Source organism: Oleiphilus sp. HI0117 (genome assembly GCF_001635235.1).
This window is the reverse complement of record NZ_LWGA01001092.1, coordinates 1-798: the sequence shown is the minus strand read 5'-3', so window position 1 is coordinate 798 and position 798 is coordinate 1. Positions and strand designations below refer to the sequence as shown.

Here is a 798-nt window from a genome sequence, read left to right as displayed (position 1 = left end):
GAATAACTTCCATCTCGTGATCCTCTATTTTCTAGATTTCTCAAATTAGTTTCATGTAACTAATCAGCGTTTCATGCTTTTACTATTCTGGCGCCTGCATTCTAGCTCTAAAGTCGACCAAACTATCTAGTAAGGCTAACAAAGCTATCAGCATCAATACAGTTGGAAACAGCAATATGGCCGAGAAATAAATGCCAATTAACCACTGCCCGCCAAGCTTTCGCTTCGCTATCACGGCATGCACCAAGGCAAAACCGCAAACCATAATCGGAACCACAGCGACTGCGATAACCAAGGCAGGACTCACGCCCAGCACAGGTAAGATCACAATCAACAAAACCAGGCCCATCACCATACGCGCAGTTAAGCGTATCTGGTGAAACTCCTCTCGCCAACCACCCGGGTTATACAAGCTTGCCTGCCAGGATCGCGCTAAAAACAGCGATATAACAGCCATCCCGAAAAAGGATGAAGCAAAGCTTGCTACCAGTAGCAATTTGAAACCTTCTTGTAAATTAGCATCGTATTCTTGCTGCGACTCTTCTGCGAGCTGCTTAAAGAACTCTTCAGCCAACCCCATTAGGGTTTCAATCAACTCTGGCATAAGATAAGGAGCAACAATGCCTGTAAGCAGGCTAATTACTCCTCCGGCAGCCAGAGTGGCTTGCCAGGAGACGGTTGATCTTAATATCGCTGCCATAAGCAGAACCGATATTAGAACCACCAGCGCTCCGGGATCTTGCATTCCAGACCACCATGCCAAAGCAGGAATAGTTGCCCAGATAAAAACATTAAGAC

The 798-nt window shown here is 46.1% G+C and carries 1 protein-coding gene; it reads right to left on the bottom strand.

Annotated features, from left to right (window positions below; all coding sequences use genetic code 11):
* Nucleotides 1-82: 82 nt before the first annotated feature.
* The coding region (locus A3757_RS27050; RefSeq protein ID WP_068740135.1) for a hypothetical protein at nt 83-798 on the bottom strand (716 nt) is incomplete at its 5' end.